1 protein-coding gene is annotated in these 1,746 nt (G+C 49.4%); it reads right to left on the bottom strand.

Annotated features, from left to right (window positions below):
* Positions 1-1,746 (bottom strand): fibrobacter succinogenes major paralogous domain-containing protein (locus ACYPZI_RS15880; protein ID WP_459603340.1); only part of this gene is annotated, 1,746 nt, incomplete at both ends.

Below are 1,746 nucleotides of genomic sequence, written 5' to 3'. Positions count from 1 at the left end.
CCCGCAGCAATTGCAATCCTGAAGGCTCACTGTCAGCTGGACAGCATAGTCTTTTCCATCTGCCGCGTCATTGTAAATGGCGTACAATTTAGGCTTAACAGCCTGGTCGCGGGTCTTATTCACCAAGTTTGTCATCAGGTCCGGATCGTAATCCACTACGGCTTTACAAGCTGTACCGGCTGTTATGGTTCCGCTATAGTCTGCGTTGCCTTTCGGTGTCATACTTATTATAGACTTGAAAGGCGCAGAAGCATCCTCCACATAAGTGAACCGCACATTCGATACTTCAGCCGACGGGGTAAAGGTGTACACCTGTCTGCCCGAGTAAAGCCAGGTACCACTCGGATCCGGATCTATCTTCACCGGCATCCCGTCTGTCGCGTCCTGTTCATCTATCTTCGTAAAATCGGTACTATATGGCACGCGGGCGTCCAGGATGCCGCAAGCTCCGCCGTCGTTAGTCAGACCCTTCGCTATATCGAAGATATTCCTTCCGGTGAAACTGCCTGTTCCGGGAGGCAAAGTTTCAGGGGCAAGGGGGACAGTTTCTGCTACACACCGTACTGACATCCCTAGTACACGGGGAGCGGTGTAGGCCGGGAGAACCCCGCTAATGCCATTATAGAAGTACAGATACCTTGCGCTGCCACCATTGACCGTACTACTCCAGTAGTGCCCACTCCAACCACCATAACGCGGCTCGCCATTGACTTCCCTGTAGCCGGCGGCAGGCAAAAATAAAGACGAACCTACCTTATAGCCATTATTCGACGTCCAAATATTTGGAGACGTGGAACTGCCATATATAGAAGCCCATTGTTTCTGGCTAGGTACTTTCCATCCCGCAGGACACGGATCGTTAGCAACAACTTTATCCATGTCTTCGTCTGCACTACCATTGCCCCAAAGGTTATCGTTTTCTGTTTGACGCCAGTCGCTTCTGTATGTGCCTGTACCAATAATTCCGTTTTTTATAAATTTACGATAAGCGTCAGAGCTGCTAGAAACCTGCAGACCATTGGTATCCAGATCACTGTCCGGAACGGGTTCGTTTTCATCACTATTATCATCCGTCAGATAATTTGGGCTGGTACGTTTCTCATGACCATCAGCCACACGTCCCCACTGATAAAGGTCACCCTTTATATCGTTACCGGTAGTATTATTGATCGATTTATAAGTAAACGGATCGAGCATAAAATTAGCCCCGAGATTATAGCACAGGAAGTTCTGCCAGCCGCCGGCTGTGGTGAATGCCCCGCAGCAATTGCAATCCTGAAGGCTCACTGTCAGCCTGATAGCACAGTCTTTTCCCGCTCCATTGGCCGCGTCATTGTATATAACGTACAAATCGGGTTGAACAGCCTGGTCGCGGGTCTTATTCACCAAGGTTGTCATCAGCTCAGGTTTGTAAACCACTACGGCTTTACAAGCTGTACCGGCTGTTATGATTCCGCTATAGTTGCCTTTCGGTGTCATACTTTGTATAGCCTTTAAGGAAGCATCCTCCACATAAACGAACCGCACATTCGATACATTACCCGACGCGGTAAAGGTGTACACCTGTCTGCCCGAGTAAAGCCAGGCGCCACTTGGATCTGGTTCTGTCACCACTGGCGTCCCGGCTGTGGCATCCTGTTCGTATATTTCATCTAACTTCGTAAAATCGGTACTATAAGGCGCACGGGCGACCAGTTTGCCGTTAACGTAGTCATCGTTACCCTGTGCTATATCGAAGATGGTTCT

Source organism: Dysgonomonas reticulitermitis (assembly GCF_054601275.1).
Note: the sequence above shows the minus strand (reverse complement) of the source record. Positions and strands in the feature narration are given on the sequence as shown.